The sequence below is a fragment of the Viridibacillus sp. NPDC093762 genome (genome assembly GCF_050279675.1).
In the GTDB taxonomy this organism is placed as follows: Bacteria; Bacillota; Bacilli; order Bacillales_A; family Planococcaceae; genus Viridibacillus.
Genome location: NZ_JBNNUK010000032.1, coordinates 1 through 18847, shown reverse-complemented (window position 1 = coordinate 18847; position 18847 = coordinate 1). Strand labels below are relative to the sequence as shown.

Sequence of the window (18847 nt, the reverse complement as noted above, 5' to 3'; positions counted from 1 at the left end):
GACGTTGACGTGACATAATAGCACGCTCCTTTAAGTTGGTAGTCTAAGTGTACTAGCCCTTATTTTTTATGTCCAACTTAGTGTAGCCGATTCAAAAAGTCCCTTAAAAATATTGTGTCATTTCCCTTAGACCTAACTATATTCGATAATAAACTCTAAATCTCCACACTATAGACCCTATTTAGGTTGTCCTTCCATATACAGGTTACGAATTTAATTGAATAGATTTTCGGAAACTAGCATTCGATGATAGGCATGACAATTTCCCTCTCTATCTACTCTATCACAATAATATTTTCACTTTAACAATTCTATTCTTGCTTGCATCCCAGTATGATAATAATCGATATAGAAATTAAAATAATTGTATTGAAATTATTCAATTAACAACATAGTGAAGAGAGAAAACTTGGAAAATAAGATATGTAACATTTATAACAATGGTTATGGGTGTTTTTTAATACATTGGCTAAAAGATTATAAATTTACTTTTGATAATGTTCATGAAGGCAAATTAAAAAGTATATTTCATACAGACGGTAGAGGAGGTTTTTCTTCATATTCAAAATGATAGATATTTCAAAGTATTAATCGCTCGTATCTAATTTAAAGTAGTTTAGGAGTTTTATCATGATTAAGGATAAGGTTGTAAAAGTTTGTTCATGAAAAATCGATTCGAGGCTGGTTAGAGTAAATAATATTAACTATTTATGTTAAGTAGATTCACTTCTAAAAGTCTATTTAATTAGCTCTGTTAAAATTTTATGTTTACAATAAAAAAATAAAATGGGGCTGTCCCAAAAGTCGCTAAAAACCGACTTTCGAGACAGCCCCGAACATATAAAGTGGATAATCATATGGTTTCAAATAGTGAGCAAATATTGAGTTATATTAATATAAACAAATCAATTTATTTAATTCTTCCCCTATATTATCCAAGTTTTTTTGAAATAAATCCACTTGCATAACTTGTATTGTTAATGCATTAAAAGGTGTATTAACTGTATAGCTCTCAACAATATCATCATTTTTAAGTTGCCCCTTAAATAATGGATAAATTAATAATATTTTTGAACAATTATACATTACCCCATAGGTAACCATTTGATACAAATCTGTTTGAGAGATTTGCACTTTACCTTGTGTTATAGGATTTTTATATTTCGCATCTAAAATCGCTACAATTTCATTATCCTTAATTACCGTTATATCTGGTTTCATAAGATATTTTTGAGGACTTGAAACTAAAAATTTTTGTGGAGATTGATGCATAACTTGCAAATCAGAACTATTTTTTAAAGCTACAACAATGGTTTTTTCAAATAGTACATTAAGAGGAATCATCAGTGAGAACGTGAATTTAGTTCCACTATAAAGTGCTGATAATTGATTGTAGTAAAATAACTTTGCCAAGTTGAAAATCGGTTCATACTGACTATTTAAGCGATTAAATTTTACAAGTTGAAAGGTTTCTTTTGTAAGTTTAACTCTTTCGACTTCATGAAAAAATTGTATAGCTTCTAGTAACATGCCTTTGTTCTTCTTATTATTAGTCACTTTAATGAGCTGAAGGGTTATACTTTTAAAAATTTTATTTAATAAATTATTCTCACTAAATACTTCATAATTAATGACATGTTGGTGCAGCATACCATAATTTTGTGCAATAGATTTTTTATAATTTATCTTTCCTTTAATAAACGCACTATTTTCCTCTACTCGCTGATATGAATTGAACATATTTCTTTTTATTTCTTGTAATAAATTTTCAACAAATATACGTATAAAAATTTCTAAAATATCTCGGTCATCCACCTCTAAGCTATTTGGGCTAGGTAGTTGTTTGGCTTTCAGAAAGTTTGTATATTGTAATAAACCAAAAAATAGTTTTGTCGCCTGATTTCTAAGTTCATACTCATCAAAAGTATGGCTATTTGGATCCTTCAAAATTTTAGGTAGTACTTGAATTTTTAAATGTTTGGTAACAATAAAGCCGACATATTTTTTTATCGTAATTCGATTATTTGCCCGTACAATCAAATTTTGACTTCCAATGATGGAATCAAATGATTGAAGTTCTTCCAACTGAATAGTTGATAAATTTAAGGTAGTCGTTTGATCTTCATAAACTGTAATTAGACCTACATCCACAATTATCCTCACCCTTCAATTAACTGAATAATTGCTTGTTCAAATTCATCAATAGATAAATATTGTACAACCCCTTGCTCTGTAATAAAGCTGTTCCCTATCACTTGATTAATTGTTTTATATTCTTGATAGAAGTATTCCATTAATAGTGGTAAAATTTTGTAGTACCACGTATTATATAAATCTTCGATTGAAATAATTCCCATAAAGTATGCATGACCAATTCTATAATCACGTCCTAAATGTTCTTGGATTCCTTCATTTAGATGAATTAACAGTTGATCTAAGAGAATCGAATCATTCACTTTCACACTTAACTCTAAATAATCTTTAGTGAAAATGTTTGGATCTGGTTCAAGCTCAATAAATGCAAATCTTCTACGCAACGCCGTATCTAGCAAGGCAATGGAACGATCAGCAGTATTCATAGTACCAATAATATAGACATTCTCTGGAATAGTGAAAGGTTTTTTAGAATACGGTAAAATGGTTTTTATTTCATTTCGTTTATCTTTTTCGATTAATGTAATAAGTTCTCCGAATATTTTCGAAATATTCCCTCGATTGATTTCATCTATGATAAAATAATATGGCTTTGATTTTCCATTAGTAGTTATCAGCTCATCAACGTCCTCTGATAGTATTTCTAATATATCTGAAACAGTAATTCGAGGTAATTCATAAACAGATTTTAACGTTAATCTTTTTTGCCCATTCATTTCATGAATATTATGAGGCTCTTCAAATTCTTTTAACCATACTACTTTACGAGTATGTTGATAGTCATATGTTTCCTTATACTCATAATCTGTTGTAATAATTCCAATATCTCGTATCGTTTCTGGACCATCATAAATCAGGACCAAATCTCCAATCAACATTTCATTTACAATATTGTTTAAGGAACTCGCATTTTGTTTAGGATTTTCGTCATCTGTATCCCTTTCTAGAGACAGGTGATTGTATATTTCATCATAATCCTTTTCAGTTAAATCTTTACCATATAAGAATCCAACAGAAATGTGTTTATTTTTTTTACAGAAATCATAAATTTCATCTTCATTTCTTCGTCCTAATGATACTTTCCAAACTCTTGATGATGATTGAATTAGTTTTAACTGTTCCATTTGAATTTCATTTTTATAAAATTGTGTTGAAGCAGCTTGAACAAACGTTTTAAAAATCCCATCATCTATTTTGTAACTCAATTCCCCATTCTCGTCATCTAGATTTGGACGAATTCCCTCTATAAATTCTTCATAAGAATATGACTGGTGAAACGTTACAAACTGCACACGTTTTTCTTTTTCAATGTTTTCATAAGGTTCATAATGGCCCTCATTTTTCATTTCAAAGCTTTCTATTATTCTTTTTGTCGTAAACGTTTTTCCTGTTCCTGGTGGCCCATATAGAATAATATTAGGGTTAAACTCAAGTATCTTTGCATATTTATGATAATCTGCCATAATTTCGTCCATTATAGATTCAGATTCATTTTCTGATTCATTTGGAACCTCATTTTTATTGTTCGATTCCCCTTTTCTCGGTGTTTTTCTTCGTCCAACTAGAATATTGTCATATAAATGAACTGGATGATCCACGATAAAACATCTTTTTCCCTTTAAGTCTTCTAAAACTATTTTCAAATATTTTGCTTTGTTTTTTGCTTCATCTAAAGCAAATATCAATAATTCATCCAGCGAATATTTTTTAGGATTCTTAGAATTATATAAAGATTGGAGTGGCTCATCTACTTGCCAGTCACTATTTTGAAAGACGTCAATTGAAATAATTTCATTACTACTATTTAACTTTACATTAATGTCTTTTTCTTTTGGTTCAAAGTTGTTTGTTTTTTCATAAGATATGTATACTCTTCTTTCTTTTGTAAAATCAAACATAGTAATTTCTTTTGGAGCATCATCAGTCAACTGAATTTCAAAAAAGCCGCAGCCTTTAGTAGCTTTTGTTACTTTATTTAATAAATTTAGATCGAAATTGAAATACGGATATTTTATAAACTGCTGTATTGATATTGGCTTATTCAATTTTATTAATAAATCAAAGGTAACAACACCATCTTCGTTAATTCGATTTTCAAAGTTTGTATATTCCCTTACTTTCCAAATTTCTGATATTTTAGAAGAGTAAATTGGAAATACAATGTCTCCTGGTTTAATTCCTCCATACCATGAACTATTTTGCTCTCCTGCAGCATAGAACTTATCTTCAAACTGTTCAGGATATTGCCTATTAAATTTCCCGAAAAAAATTTTTGTCAATCTAGCCACTCCCTTTCATAACTTTATAATAGAAATTATATCTATTATACTACCTTTTTACATATATTGGCTCAACACTTTATTATTTTCATTTAATATTATTACTTTAGTATGTTAACAAAAATTTTTCAGATATAAAGATGCTCCGTTAATCAACATTATTAACAGAGCACCCTAAAAAGCTTGGTTCTATTGTAAAAAGAACCAAACCTTATTTCATATTACTGGAATATTAGATTTTAAATCACATAACCAGCTCCAACGTAAATACTTTGCGAAGACGGGTTAAAGCCATTTCTTTAATTTCTTTTTCAGAAAGTAAATCTAAAATGGTTGCACCTCCTACAACATTAAAATATCTGCATGCTTCTACGAAGTGGTCACGTTTAATTTCAATTCCTTCTTGCTTTAATTGTATTAATGCCTTGAGAACCCCCTTACGAATCACATCATTGGAGTTAAAATTACTTGAGAAGAATAGAACTGCGCGCGCTGAAAAATCTGCTTCACAAAAGAAATCTGTTAGCCAATAGGGATTATCCTTGTTTTCCTCATCATACGTCATATAACCTGTCCACCATAAACGTGATAACTTATGGACGAAAAGGGAGCGTTTATGACCCCATTCGAAAAACATAGCAGACTTGATTTGTTGATCCTTTTTTATTTTCGCATCTTTGGCAATACGGTAAAACATAAAATCTCGTAACTGTTGATGTGCTAATCCCACCCATAGACGTTCCTGAGTTGCTTGTGAAATCGTTAAATGTTTCAGTGCCTCATAGACTATTTTTACATTTTGACCGTCGCTCACTAAATAATCTTCATCTAGATAAAACTGTGGCATAACAAAATCGATTTTCGATTCAATTAAACGTCCTGGCTCACTTAAATAATTTTGGAACCATTCTTTATCTAGCTGATAGTAATGCTGCACATTATCATTAAAATTCAAACGTAAATCTTGTAGAGCATCTTCAGAAATAAATTGTAACTTCATCATTTAATCATCCATTCTATTCAATTTTTCAACTTCTTTAAATGCTTGTTGTAATGGATTGTGGAGGACAAGCTGTGCAGCTTCCATGACAGAAAGTGAGCCTTCACTAATTTGGTGTAATTGATGATTACTTGCTTCAAATATCCGTTCAAGTACTTGGAACCATTTATACTCACTATATTCCTCTTCATGCTCTCTAATTGTTGCAAAGACTTCAATTAAAACTGGTAAAAAGACAAGCGATAGAATGGTATCTTTTAATCGAGAATTTGCATTCGCTGCATAGTGTTGATACATATCTGTTGGTAGGCCAACTAATATATAATCTGTTACTAAATCCACTGTCATTTTATCGCCTTTTTCTAAGCGACGAACGTTAATGATAGAAGGTAAATTTTGAGCTTCTAAATCATCTTCTGAGATATGAATATCTGCTGCCTCACCCAGTGCTAGTATACTTCCTTTTTCAAACTGAACCGGAAACCCGCTATAAAATGAATCTAAATTTGGATTCTCATAGTTTGTAATAGTATCTGTTGCAAGAATAAACGTATGTACCTCGATTTTCCCACTCAATTGTTCGGATGGAATTTCAATCGAAATATTAGAATCCTTCGACTTAAACACTTTACGGAAGCTGGTTGGAGAGCATTCAATGTGTAGGGCATATTCTGCATGATTATTCGCAATGAGTTGTTCAATTTTCCTATCGTTTAATACTGCTCGCATTTCAATTGATAATTGTCCAAATGATTGTTTAACATCAATCAAAGTGTCGAATGAACTTTTTTTCGTATAGTCATCATTGTTATCTGCCAACACTGGATACGGGAAGTTCGCACTAAATTTCATATAAACTTACCTCCAATCGACAAAAAGCTTCATAATCAATTTCCACATTTAAAGCAATTTGTTTTTGCTTTCCTTTATTTTTGAAACGAACTGTATTGTTATTAATGCTGATTTCTTCAAGCCCATCACCTGTTAATTGTTTAACTGGGATTTTCACTTCACTTTGTTCGCCAAGTGCTTTAAATTCTAGGCGCCCCTTTTCAAAGCCTTTAGGTGCTTTGACAACAACGCGATACAACCCATTATCTTTTGATAAACAAAGCTGCTTTACTGTTGTTTCGATAAATTTATTTTTTTCCTTGGTTTCGTTTCCGGGTGGATTATCGCCACCATTTGCACCGCCTTCGCCGAAATCTGGGTTCGGATTACCTGCTCCGCCACCTTGTCCTTCCGATCCGCCATTGGTACCGTCATCTTTTCCTGTACCACCTTCATCTCCACCATCGATAATGCCTATTAGTTCTTCCATTGCAGATTGATCTTGTTGTTTTTTCTTAGGCTTCTTTTTCACCTTTTGTTTTTTCTTTTTTAAGACTGACTTGATTTTGATGTTTAGTGATTCTTGCAGATCAGCCCCTGTACCTTCTAAAAGCGATGTATCAGGAAGAAAATCACTCAGTCCAATCGCATCCATTGAATCCGTTACTACATTTTGAAATTGTTCATGGACAGATTCTTTTATAAAGCTTTTTAAATCTTTGAAGGCTTTTTCCGCAATTTTTGAATTATCTTCATAGCGGCTAGGTTGCCATTCATTATGAGCTGGATTTTCCATTTGCTTAAATACTGCATTCATTTGTCTACCCGTAATAATCAATAAGCCTGTGAATGAGATGCTTCCACTAATACGATTTTGCTCGAACAAACGCATGCCTGCTTTTCGTGTCATCAGAACTTTTCGATTTAAGTCATCACCCTGCATGATGTATAGCGTAGCTTCGCCTTCCTCGAATGTGCCTATTGTTTTATACACTTTTTTAGGATAAGGAATACTTATTGCTTGTGGATCTGTCAGTACTTGAAAATATCTTTTCACATGATTAAAAACTTCAACACTATCATCTAGTTCTTTAATGAGTGCAGCGATATTTTCATGAGAAATAATGTTATCTTCAATTTTTACTATTAGTTTTTTTTGCCAAATGGTAATGAAAAAGTTTTTAAGAATTGATTGTTGTACGGTTTGTTTCCAATCACTATTTGGATCAAATGCCGCCACATAAATATCTGTCCCCGAGTCATTACGGATAAAAGTTGAATCTATATGTAACTGACCTTCAATCGCATTAGAAATAGAGTTATCTGTGAAATACCCTGTTCCTAAAGTCGTCAATTCCTCATTCTTTTTATAAGACATGATATTGGCTACACCGATATAAGATTGATAATTTCCTTGATCTTGTGAAGCGTAAAATAAAGTACGTAATTTTGAGTTCGCAAAAGGTGCAGATTTACCGATACCAAAGCTTCCACCTGAACTATCTCCTTTATTAGATGAACCGGCTTCTCGCACAAGAGAACTCCACGGCGTACCAAGTTTACCGGTTTTCGCCCCTTCTAGCCCCTTTGTATTAAAATCACTAATGCGTAAAAACGATATTTCGGAACCGTTCAACATTTGTTTCGCTTGCTTAATAAACTGTTCACTTTTATCATTTTTGTCTTTCCAGGTGACTTCACACCTATTTAATATACTCAAAAATTCCTCTTTATTCGGGAACTTGTCTGTTGGAATCATAAATCTATTAAACTCAACCACCACTGGTTTTGTCTCATCTTTTATAGCATCTAATGAATTTTGACAAATCTCACGTGTAAGTGAATCAATTTCATTTCCTCGAAATGTTTCAATACCAGCATTATTAATTGAATTAATCATACCTCCAGCAGCTGCTGGGAAGTTCCAAAATGCGTGCAAATGTATCTCCTCCTTATATACAATATTAGTATAATATTAAACTACTGAAAAATCGCTAAAATCTGCTAAATAGTTAATAATAAAAATACAAACTTCCTCCATTTTCAAAAAATTGCTAATGTTACTCACACTCTCCTGTTCAATCTACAAAAAGAGAAAAGAGTTAAAACTTTACTTGCTTCAATTAGAAAAGATGATTGAGTAATGATAAAACTGATTTTAAAAGTGATTTATTTTCAAAAAGAGTTAAAGAGTCCCTGAAAAGCAAAAAAATCAAGAATGTTGATTAATCAACATTCTTGATTTTCAAAACAGGGCGTCAATGAGTCAAAATTGGACTTATTAAACCTCTTTATTTTAATTTTTTTCAAACTAATAAAGTATTTCTCTTATGCTTCTATATCAAGTACCGCAATAAGTACTGTATGGCACTGTTGATGTAGGTATCGTAGCATATTCATTTTGTTCGCCTGAATACTCATAAGGATTTGAAAGTACATTTAATAGTCGCTTCATCACACTATAGTCACCTTGCTTCACTGCTGCTTCTAGTGCAGCTTCAACCCGATGGTTACGTGGGATTACCGCTGGATTACTATCCCGCATTAACTGATTCGATGATGCTTGAGATTCCTGCTGCCTACTTAGCCTAGCTTGCCAAAGCTCATACCATTGTGCAAATTCTTGAGTCCCATAAAGGGCAGTTTCATCCATCGCGTCTAAAGTTAAAGCGCGAAAAGTATTAGTATAATCTACACGATACTTCTTCATCATACTTAAGAGTCCGTTAATAAGAGCTTCATCTTCGGCCTCTTCGTTAAATATCCCAAGCTTAGCTCTCATTCCTGCGAGCCAATTGGATTGATACAACTCATTAAAACCTGATAGTTGATCTTGGGCTAATTCGATAGCCTGCTCCAGATTATCATGCAGTAAAGGCAATAGGGTTTCAGCGAAGCGCGCAAGATTCCAACCCGCTAGAAACGGCTGATTACCATAAGCGTAGCGCCCTTGAGTATCAATGGAACTGAATACTGTTTCTGGGTCATAGACATCCATAAAAGCACAAGGACCATAATCAATAGTTTCACCACTAATGGTCATATTATCGGTGTTCATCACTCCATGAATAAAACCAACGAGTTGCCATTTGGCAATAAGCTTCGCTTGACGCTCGATCACTTCTTGAAGTAACGAAAGATATTTGTCCTCATTAGCTTCAATGTTAGTAAAATGACGCTCAAGTGTATAATCAGCAAGGGCTCGGAGTTCATCTATCGTACCGAAGTTTGCAGCATATTGAAATGTTCCGACACGTATATGACTAGCAGCCACACGAGTCAAAACTGCACCCGGTAGTTCGGTTTCGCGTAAAACTGGTTCACCTGTTGTTACTACTGCAAGACTACGGGTTGTAGGGATATCAAGGGCATGCATTGCTTCGCTGATGATATATTCTCGTAGCATTGGTCCTAGTGTTGCACGACCATCCCCCCCGCGGGAGTATGGAGTTCTACCTGAACCTTTAAGCTGAATATCCATTCGTTTACCATTTGGTGAAATGTGCTCTCCTAACAGTACTGCTCGGCCATCTCCCAGCATATTAAAATGGCCGAATTGATGCCCCGCATATGCTTGAGCAAGTGGCGAAGCGCCTTCAGGAATCTGATTTCCTGCAAATATTTCAATACCGTCTTCTTTTTGTAATTCTTGAACGTCTAAACCCAAAGATGTTGCCAACTCACTATTGAAAATTATCAACTCCGGCGAATTTGCAGGAGTTGGATTAATACTTGAAAAAAATGAGTTCGGCAAACGGCTATAACTGTTGTCAAAGTTCCAACCTGTTTCATTATTTTTAGTCATGGTTTCTCCTTTTGGTCTTTATATACACTTTCTCTTATATGAAGTAGTAACGAAAAACATTTTATGTTTTTTCGTTATCTTCTTTCTATAAAAACACAATGCATTTCTTTTTAATGTTTACTTCTGCCTATTTATTATACCGTTTGCACAGTTTCAAGTGTATTTAATTTTCAGTGTTGCAGAATTTAAGAGCCATCTATCTTCACTTCAACTCCCATGTGTTAGACGATGGTCATAAATTTATATAACTTCAGAATTACCTCAAATTATGAATTGTCATGATTATTAGTTTTAATGAAATCCGACATAATATCGGTGGCTGGTCCTCTTAAATATTCGTAAGTATACTTAAACATGTCAACGTTAAGAAAAAGCCGAATACATACAGAAGTAGATTCCCCTCATTCCTTACAATGGATAGAATCGTGCCTAATAATAGACATGGATATGCTAAGAGTGGTAGTAAATTATGCAACATTTCGTTTTTTAAAATGAAATCATTGATCATTTCTATAATTATGAGAAGAATACCAATATTGAAACTTGCCAATTTTACTTTATAAGTTAAATTCTTCAGAATAGAGGTGTGTTGTCCAGTCCACTCTCCAAATAATACTTTGATCGATGTTTGAGTTTCTTTACTATGTAATTTTGGATACATAGGCTGCAAAAAAGGAGCCTTACCTTCTATTGACTCATAGCCCCATGCTATTTCTTTCCCAGCAATACATTCTTTTGTTATATCTTGTGAATATTCTAGGTTATCAATGTATTTCGGATCCAATAATCTTTCAGGGTCAATGGAAAATGCTAATCTTTTCCCTTCGTGATCGCCAAAATATCTTTTTTTATTCGGGAAAACTCCATAATGTATAGCTGATGATATATTTATAAATGGGTGCAAATACATCTTCATCCTACCCATACTCGGATCAACCGGAATCCATCCTTCATTTTCAATATAAATTTCACTCCATGCATGAGGTGAAAATTTCTTAAGTGTCCAGGTTCCATATAACATTCTTGTGGGAATATCGATAGCTCTACAATACGAACAGAAGATTGCACCAAACTCTCCGCAGTCACCTTTTTTCCTTTCTTGAAAAACTGCAACCCCTCTTCCAGAAAAATGTGAGGCGTACTTGTACGTTTTTATAATATATAGAAATAATTTTTTAGCCTTTTCAATATCTGTACTTACTCCTTCTACAATCCTTTGTGCTTCTTTTTTTATCTCTTCACTTACAGGTATTAGATTTGTAGAACGCAAAAAGAACTCCTTTTCTTCTTTTGTTATATTCGATGTATAACTTTTATCTCTTCTGCTTCCTTGATAATCAATTGTTATTTCTAATTTTTGACCTGGATCTAGATTGTAATACCATAGATTATTCAAAAAGGAATGTTTAGAAACTTTTTCTGGTATAAGATTAGGTATTGTCGTGATATATTGTTGTGTGGAAGATTCCTTTGGTTCTGAAAACCATACTTCAACATTTCCCTTAGTCATATTTTCATACTGATATTTCAATTTAAAATTTTGCTTCCTCATACATCACACTCCCATACTTTTCGTTTTAAATAGAACTATTAATCAACACATATTTTCAAATCGCTCGATCCCCTTCATTCGAATCCATATTATAACATTTTTGTAAGTGCATTTGATGATTTACCTCTTATTAAAAAATCCCCTTAAGTCAATAAAGACTTAAGAGGAAATCCCTGTTTTAGAGTAAATGAACAATAGTTTCAAAGGCAAAATACACGCTAATAATTGTTAATACAATAGCAACTATATTTTCCACCTTACTCCCTGTTCGAGTTGTAAGCGGTAATCGTACTGTGATTTTTAGTGGAAAGAATAACTTAATACCATTTTTTGTAGCCATATCAAGCAGATAATGGCTGACCATTCCTAGTAATACACCTGCTGTGATGGATTCATATGAAATATATGTATTCATAACAACAGACATTAATAATAAAAATAGCAAACTATGTGTGAACGAACGATGACCAAATATCTTATTGACGATTTTTGATGTGATACGGAACGTCCGTCCTATTTTACTGCCACTGTGGCAAATATCTGGAATCAACGCTCCTACAACACTTGAACCAATGAGTACCAATGGATCGTAATTTGAAATTTGTGCAAAAGCAAGACCTGCTGTAATGCCGCCTAAGATGTGAGTATTTCCTGTCATGCTTGTAGTTCTCCTTAATTCTAATAAAATGTGTGCCCTTTTACATTACACTAATCGTAGTCATAATTATATATAATAGTATTTTTTTGATAAACCAACTAATATGATAGGTTATTTTACCTGAATGTTTCATTAATAAGTCACCGAAAACTTCTTTTGCTTATTAAAATCTGTCTCCTGTACATACAAAAATCTGAATCCTTGACCCACTTTGAACAGTTGCTCGCAGATTATACGAATGAAAGGAAAATTAAAAGACCTAAGCTCGGTGGAATACCGAATTCAGGTCTTAGAAGCTGCTTAACTAAATGTGTCTAACCTTTTTTGTAAAGTTCAATGTATTAATGTGCTTTAATAATTTTTTTTCTTAATAAGGGAAACCGAGGAGACCCTTGTTTAATGCTTTCGATAGATTCAATAATTCCCAACAGTATACTAAATATATATATATAAATATGGGTGATTTGCATTTTACTAATTGCTATCAGCTCTTACCCAATTCCTCAGTTAAGCTTGGAGCATCTCTTCTCGTCTTAGTCAAGTAGAAGACCAAGATTATGATTATTAAAAGAAAAATTACACTCGTACCGAACGTACCTAAACCAAGGCCGCCTGCATGTTGTGACTGTGAAAGGTAATCTCCTAGTGATGCACCGAAAGGACGGGTCAGAATATAAGCAATCCAGAAAGCCAACACTGCACTCAATTTGAATACATAGTGAGCAATGGTCACCAGCCCGATTAGTGCGGCAAATATTAGAGCAGACGTCAAGTAACCTAAGTCGAGTCCCTCTGCTATAAGATCGCCAGCTGCAGTACCTAAAGCAAAGGTGAATAGAATGGTCAACCAATAAAAAGCTTCTCGCTTAGTCGTGTAGATGGAGTGAATGGATAGTGTCTTCTCACTTACATACCATGCCACAAAGGTAACCAATAGTGCCACCGTAAAGAAGATAGTAGTCATCTGCAAAGGGACTCCTAAATTATCAGTTAAGTTATCAGTGATCAGTGTACCGACCACACTGATTAACACAACTGTAAGCCAATATATATTTGGCACATAGACTCTAGCTTTGAACTGGATTAACAAAATGATAATCAAAAGAACACTCATGACAATGGTTGTAATGGTTAAACCCATATTTAACTTTTCAATCATATAATCTGCGCCGGTCTCCCCTACCGTTGTTGCCATAATCTTAATGATCCAGAAGAATATCGTGATGACTACAGGAACCTTGTACAGCATCTGTCTGTCGTTTTGTTGTATTTCTCCGGCTTCAGCAGATATCAATGCCTGTTTTCTACTATTACCTTGATTATTATATTCCATTTACTATTCCTCCCTTATCTTTCTCAATCTCTGTTGTAGCATAAAAAACCTTTCAGATTAAATGAGGTATAATGCAACTTTTGCCCCTCAATCCTTATGGTGAAACTATATAATACAATTATGAAAAATAAATGAAAAAACGTTAGAAAAGATTAGTTATTAATCTTTTCTAACGTGAATGAAAAACATGGTTTTGTATTTTAGTCGTTATTTACTAGTGGAATTATTATAGTAAATTCACTTCCTTTATTCACTGTACTTGAAACTTCAATCGTGCCATCTAATGATTCTACAATAAATTTACCAATTGATAGTCCAAGACCAGAACTTCCACTGTTTCGAGAACGGCTTTTATCTACTCTATAAAAACGGTCAAATATTCGCTCTAAAAGATCTTTAGAAATACCAATCCCAGTATCTTTAACTTCAATATAGAGTTGCTCAATTTGACTATCAGATTTAAGTATATACGAAACGCTTACCTTCCCCCCATTTGGTGTGTACTTTATTGCATTATCAATTAATATATACATCAATTGCTTTAATTTTTCTTTTTGTGTACATACAATTAATGGATTTTGCACTTGTAAATTCAGCTTTATCTTCTTTGCCTCTGATATATGTCCAAAAGAGCGTAGGGTTTGTTGCATTAACTCTAACAAATCAAAACTTTCAACAACAGTTGCCTGTTCCCCTGAGTCTGAACGTATTAGAAATAACAAATTATTAACTAATTGTGTTGTACTTCTTATTTCTTCTTTTAAATCTGATAATACACTTTTAGAAAATGATGAAAACTTCTTACCTTCTTCAAATTCAATGACTTCTATCCCAGCTTTCAAAACACTTAAAGGTGTCCTTAGCTCATGGGAAGCATCGGCAATAAACTCAGTTTGCAAAGTATACGAATTAATAATTGGTTTCATCGCCCGTTTAGTCATTATTTGTCCAACTATAAGTGCAATAATCAAAAAGAAAAGTGATATTCCAATTAGAATAAATAAAAAGTGAATAAACATACTTCTTAAAAAAGTAATATCTTTACCAACATAAATAGTTCCTTTTTGCACACCATTCTCATAAATATTTTGTGAAGCTATGAGTAGATAGAGTGACTCATCATGGGACAATTGTATCTTTTCATATTTAGTTTCCATTTTATCTGGATTCCAATTTTCCACTTTCCCCATAATAGATTCACGTAATTCGGGTGAAAATTCATCCATTATTATTAGTTCTTTATTTGTATCCAAATAATAAGTTAAGAATACTCCTTGTAAGTTATTTATATTAGAGACTGGCACATTATTCTTATCATCATTCTGAGATCCTGCTTTGTTTATATTTAACTCTTTAATCTCTTGTTTAGCAATATCGAATAACTCGACTTTTTGTTCAGTGTACATATTTATAAAAAGGAAGCTACTTATTACGACATTAAATAGCAGTAAGAAAATAATTAGCATTTTACTGTTATATAGTGCTAGATTTTTTCTTGTAGTAGCGAATAAGTTTATATTATGTTTCAACTGAATACCCTACTCCCCGGATACTACTAATAATAGTTTTTTCTCCAGGTACATCTATTTTTTTTCGAAGTAATTTAATATATGCATCAACGGAATTACTCCCCACTTCTGCATGGTAACCCCATACTCGATCGAGAATTACTTCACGTGTGAGAACCTTTCCTTTATTCCGGATTAATAAGTCCAATAAATGGAACTCACGAGGGGTTAAAGATATTTCAATGCCCTTACGGTGTAAAGTATGTTTTGTACGATCTATAGTCAGATCCCCCAAAATGAAAACGTCCCCATGTAAAGGTGCAAAATTTCTTCTAGCAAGAACACGAATACGGGCGAAAAGTTCTTCAAATTCAAACGGTTTTGTTAGGTAATCATCCGCCCCAGAATCAAGACCTTTTACTCTATCCATAACATTATCTTTTGCTGTTAAAATTATTATTGCTCCTGTATATCCACTTTTTCTTAGCTTTTGACATATCGAAATTCCATCTAGTTCAGGTAACATCCAGTCTAAAATTAATACATCATAATGTGAAGACAGAGCATATTCATATGCTTCATTTCCATTTGTATACCATTCCACTGAATATCCTTCTTTTCTTTTTAGCATATGTTCTAACATCTTGCCTAAACGAGGATCGTCTTCGGCTAATAGAATTTTCATAACTGCACTCCCATTCATAAATCCTGCGCTTAATTTTTTATTATTTCACTTTTCTCTGATACATAATCGCTCTTTGTCACGATAATTATACCTCAATATTAGAAATAACTTATTTATTCAGTTAATATAAATTTGAAAGATAGAGATATTTTACAAATCTCTATTAGAGGTTAGACGTTATAGTAGACTGAAGGTCAAGAGAAAATGAAAAATAAAAAGACTTGCCATCCAGCAAGCCTTTTCTTTAGATATAGTATTAACTATTGTACTTTTATGAGATTAATATAATCCTCACTTAGTTATGATACGGTTCACCTTATTAAAACAATTACAAAGTTTCATTTAAACATGGCAATTATTCTAAGTTATAAAAGACTCATCGAAAAGTCCGTTTCTAAATAACTCTAATGGAACAACTGCTTCAGCTTATCCAAGTAAATCGTACAAACAGTTGTTCCAAGTCAATGCATATGTAAAGTTACTAGCCATTCCATACTCTACTTTACCGCATTTACTTTTAAGCAACTATACTCTCTAGGTATATAGTATTTATTGTAAACTACTGGATAATTCGCATGAATAAAAACACTCTCTAATAATAAATTACAGTCTTCTCCACCAACTACTTTATGTTTCTGTGATGAGGAATTAACAGACGTTGAACGCTTTATTTCAATCGTAGATCTATTTGCAAGCTCATAAATTTGGGTTTCCAGCATTTCTAATAATTGAACACTATCTTGTAAATCTAAATTCATTTCAGATACTGCTTCAATCGCCATATTCGTAAAAGAATAAGCTACAACTTCCCCTGCACTTTTATACCATCGCTCAAACGCAACAATGGCGGCAGACTTTCTACATAATACTTGCTGCGTATATTCACTATCCAAATCAATGCTAAAACTCATCTCAACATCATCTATTTGTTTCGTATGAGATTTATATAGAGGATTCTCTATTTTCTCTAAACCTATTTTTTGATTATTAGCTAGGATTTTAGTAATGAAATTCCCTTTTCCATGCACTCTTTTAATCAGACCATCGTCTTGTAGTAGAGAAAGTGACTGTCTTAATGTCATTCTACTAACTCCGAACATTTTTGCTAGTTCGGGTTCCGCCGGTAATTTACTATCTAATATGAACGTTCCATTCATGATGTGTTTATATAATTCATCATACACAGTAATATACAATGATTTTTTTCTTTCTTGCATGTTCGCGATTTTGAATTCCATCTTCACACACCTATACTATTTTTATATTATGGATTTTCGTCTATTTGTTTCTTTAATATGTATGATAAACTTACTAAATCTTTAAATATCTCAAATATATAATAAAAAATGTGTCACAGTTTATTATCTGTGACACATTTACTTGAACTAACTTCCGTTAATTAGTTTTTGCTGATTTACCTAATAGAGTCACAAACATCCCTAAACTAACAACCGCAATAATTGAAAGGACAATTAGGATAGTTGAAATTTCTACTTTATCAAGCATTGCTGCAGTGTATGTGATACCGATAGAACAAGCCACATTCAATGTTAAATTGTAGAAACCAATTGCTGTTCCTGTTTTATCTTTTGGTATTGTTCTTATACATGTTTCAAGCATAGGTGCATACATGAAAGCAAATGAAGCTGAGAATAACATCATAGAAATAACAAAAATGACAACAGTGCTACCAACAAATAAACTTGGAATTAATAAGCTAGCAGTAATACCAACTAGTGCAATAGAGATCGCTTGTTTACTGCTTAAATATTTTGCAATTTTCCCAGAAAGCATACCAACAATAATTGCTGTAAAGTATCCAGGGATTAATAATAATGAGATAACATCTAGTTTTAAACCATATACCCCTTCAAGAATAAATGGGAAAGTAAAAATATAGCCTAATTGAACTGAATAAATTACAAATGCAACTGATAAAGTTCTAATAAAATTCTTATTTTTGAAGAAAGAAATATCTATTAGGGCTTTAGGACTTTTACTTATATACACTAAGAATAACGTCATAGCAATAATAAAACCAAATAGATATAGCCAATTAAAGTCTGAAATAAAGAGAATTACCGATGTAGCAATTGCTGCAATCAAAAATAATCCAATTACATCAACGTAGCCTTTTGTAGACTTTTCTTTCGGTAAATATTTCATGATAAATGGAACAAGAGCTATTGATACTAAAGGAATTATAAATAGAGTCGTCCAATGTAAATATGTTGAAACAAACCCTCCTGTTACAGAACCAATTACAAGTGACAAAGAATAGCTACTTGTACTAAACCCTAAAAACTTTTTCTGTTCAGCTTTTGGCAAGTGCTTTGTAACGTAAATCACATATAATGTTTCAGCAGAAGCTAGACCAGCTGTTTGAATAATTCTAGAAAAAAGAATCATCGCATACGAATCTTTAAAAACGTAACCCAGCACAGAACCAGCACAAATCATAATAACACCCGCAATTAAAAGCGTTCTGATATTAATCGAATCAGCTAAGGAAGCATATACAACTGCTCCAATACCAATTACAAGACCTGCAAGAGTAGCTTGCCAGCTAACCGTTGTTACTGAAATTCCAAGGTCATCTGCTATTGCTACTGAAACTAATTTAAACGAATTATCAATAGTTAAAGCAAATACAAAGAATAGTAAAATTATAGGTACTGCCTTTTTTACATTATGGTTTTGCGATGCTGATGATTTTTCACTTATTGCGACCATTCTATGGCTCCCTGTCTTAAAAAAATTTAATTTAATCCAATGTTTAAGATGTTATTATTTCATGAAATCGATTGCTACATTGAGAAGCAGTAAAATATTATAATTTTACTACTTCCTCTAACTCACACTCGTTATATTCCACTAAAATAGTTATTCAGCAAGTTCTAATGCAATTTCCATCATTTTAGTAAACGCTGTTTGTCTTTCTGATTGCGTTGTTTGCTCATGTTTAAAGATATGGTCACTAATTGTTAAGATACAAAGGGCATTTACACCTGCTTGTGCAGCATTCATGTAAAGTGCAGCAGA

The 18847-nt window shown here is 32.7% G+C and carries 13 protein-coding genes and 1 pseudogene; all 14 read right to left on the bottom strand.

Annotated features, from left to right (window positions below):
* Positions 1–891: 891 nt before the first annotated feature.
* Positions 892–2151 (bottom strand): McrC family protein, encoded by a 1260-nt coding sequence (locus ACQKM9_RS20915; RefSeq protein WP_427736341.1) that lies wholly within the window; start codon positions 2149–2151, stop codon positions 892–894.
* Positions 2152–2159: 8 nt separating this feature from the next.
* A complete protein-coding gene (locus ACQKM9_RS20910) occupies positions 2160–4433 on the bottom strand; it encodes an AAA family ATPase (protein WP_427736340.1) in 2274 nt (757 codons plus the stop codon).
* A gap of 244 nt (positions 4434–4677) precedes the next feature.
* Complete coding sequence (locus tag ACQKM9_RS20905) at positions 4678–5436, bottom strand: DUF6339 family protein (RefSeq protein ID WP_427736339.1); 759 nt, start codon at positions 5434–5436, stop codon at positions 4678–4680.
* Positions 5437–6285 carry a hypothetical protein gene (locus tag ACQKM9_RS20900; protein ID WP_427736338.1) on the bottom strand — a complete coding sequence of 283 codons (849 nt, stop codon included), beginning with the start codon at positions 6283–6285 and terminating at the stop codon, positions 5437–5439.
* Positions 6275–8203 (bottom strand): hypothetical protein, encoded by a 1929-nt coding sequence (locus tag ACQKM9_RS20895; RefSeq protein WP_427736337.1) that lies wholly within the window; start codon positions 8201–8203, stop codon positions 6275–6277. Before ACQKM9_RS20895 ends, ACQKM9_RS20900 begins: the two co-directional genes overlap by 11 nt.
* Before the next feature lie 402 nt (positions 8204–8605).
* Positions 8606–10069 carry a protein adenylyltransferase SelO gene (locus ACQKM9_RS20890; RefSeq protein ID WP_427736336.1) on the bottom strand — a complete coding sequence of 488 codons (1464 nt, stop codon included), beginning with the start codon at positions 10067–10069 and terminating at the stop codon, positions 8606–8608.
* A 328-nt stretch (positions 10070–10397) separates the two neighbouring features.
* A complete protein-coding gene (locus ACQKM9_RS20885) occupies positions 10398–11621 on the bottom strand; it encodes a transglutaminase-like domain-containing protein (RefSeq protein ID WP_427736334.1) in 1224 nt (407 codons plus the stop codon).
* Positions 11622–11799: 178 nt separating this feature from the next.
* On the bottom strand, positions 11800–12279 hold the full coding sequence (locus ACQKM9_RS20880; RefSeq protein ID WP_427736333.1) for a metal-dependent hydrolase: 480 nt from the start codon (positions 12277–12279) through the stop codon (positions 11800–11802).
* Between the two features lie 484 nt (positions 12280–12763).
* Entirely contained in the window at positions 12764–13528 is a 765-nt protein-coding gene (locus tag ACQKM9_RS20875; RefSeq protein ID WP_427736342.1) for a hypothetical protein, read from the bottom strand.
* A 284-nt stretch (positions 13529–13812) separates the two neighbouring features.
* Positions 13813–15141, bottom strand: a complete 1329-nt coding sequence (locus ACQKM9_RS20870; protein ID WP_427736332.1) for a sensor histidine kinase — start codon at positions 15139–15141, stop codon at positions 13813–13815.
* On the bottom strand, positions 15131–15805 hold the full coding sequence (locus ACQKM9_RS20865) for a response regulator transcription factor (protein ID WP_427736331.1): 675 nt from the start codon (positions 15803–15805) through the stop codon (positions 15131–15133). Before ACQKM9_RS20865 ends, ACQKM9_RS20870 begins: the two co-directional genes overlap by 11 nt.
* Positions 15806–16302: 497 nt before the next feature.
* Entirely contained in the window at positions 16303–17043 is a 741-nt protein-coding gene (locus ACQKM9_RS20860; RefSeq protein WP_427736329.1) for a GntR family transcriptional regulator, read from the bottom strand.
* 157 nt (positions 17044–17200) lie between these two features.
* Positions 17201–18538, bottom strand: a complete 1338-nt coding sequence (locus ACQKM9_RS20855) for an MFS transporter (protein ID WP_427736328.1) — start codon at positions 18536–18538, stop codon at positions 17201–17203.
* 150 nt (positions 18539–18688) lie between these two features.
* Positions 18689–18847, bottom strand: a pseudogene (locus ACQKM9_RS20850) (purine-nucleoside phosphorylase); the annotation flags it as partial.